Origin of the sequence: Aquimarina sp. AU58 (assembly GCF_900312745.1) — a bacterium.
Lineage (GTDB): Bacteria > Bacteroidota > Bacteroidia > Flavobacteriales > Flavobacteriaceae > Aquimarina > Aquimarina spinulae.
Map to the genome: position 1 here is coordinate 1 of NZ_OMPD01000015.1, position 1,279 is coordinate 1,279.

Genomic DNA, 1,279 nt, shown 5'->3' on the forward strand with positions numbered 1-1,279 from the left:
CTACGGTAATGGTTAAGGTCTCATTGGCCTCTCCGGTTCCGGTTAAGGTAGGTGTAATATCATTGGTGGTAAAGGTATCTGCTGTTGGTGCAGTAGTGTCAATAGTCACTACTCCTGATCCACTGTTGCCTCCTGCATCAGTAGCTACAACATCCAACGTATCATTATCAGTCAAGACTGGTAAACTACCACTATCTGGTACTGCAACTCCGGTATCAATACTCCAATCTCCTGCTGCATCGGTCGTTACGGTATAAGTAACCTCTGGGGTACCATCTCCATTCTCATCTACTGTAATCGTCAAGGTCTCATTAGCCTCTCCGGTTCCTGTTAAGGTAGGCGTAATATCATTAGTCGTAAACGTATCTGCTGTTGGTGCAGTAGTGTCAATAGTCACTACTCCTGATCCACTGTTACCTCCTGCATCAGTAGCTACAACATCCAAAGTATCATTATCAGTCAAGACTGGTAAACTACCACTTGTAGGTACTGCAACTCCCGTATCAATACTCCAGTCTCCTGCTGCATCGGTCGTTACGGTATAAGTAACCTCTGGGGTACCGTCCCCGTTTTCATCTACGGTAATCGTTAAGGTCTCATTTGCTTCCCCAGTTCCCGTTAAAGTCGGGGTAATATCGTTTGTTGTAAACGTATCTGCTGTTGGTGCAGTAAGATCAATAGTCACTACTCCTGATCCACTGTTGCCTCCGGCATCGGTAGCCACAACATCCAACGTATCATTATCAGTTAGTACTGGTAAACTACCACTATCTGGTACTGCAACTCCAGTATCAATACTCCAGTCTCCTGTTGCATCTGTAGTTACGGTATAAGTAACTTCTGGAGTACCATCTCCGTTTTCATCTACAGTAATCGTTAAGGTCTCATTAGCCTCTCCGGTTCCTGTTAAGATCGGAGTAATATCATTGGTCGTAAACGTATCTGCGGTTGGTGCAGTAGTGTCAATAGTCACTACTCCAGCTCCACTATTACCTCCTGCATCGGTAGCTACAACATCCAAGGTATCATCATCTGTCAAGACTGGTAAACTACCACTATCTGGTACGGCAACTCCCGTATCAATACTCCAGTCTCCTGCTGCATCCGTCGTTACGGTATAGGTAACCTCTGGGGTACCATCTCCGTTTTCATCTACGGTAATGGTTAAGGTCTCATTGGCCTCTCCGGTTCCGGTTAAGGTAGGTGTAATATCATTGGTGGTAAAGGTATCTGCTGTTGGTGCAGTAGTGTCAATAGTCACTACTCCTGATCCGAGATT

General features: G+C 45.4%; 1 pseudogene. It reads right to left on the reverse strand.

Annotation, left to right across the window (positions count from 1 at the left end):
- Nucleotides 1–1,279 (reverse strand): annotated as a pseudogene (locus DK441_RS26325) (hypothetical protein); the annotation flags it as partial.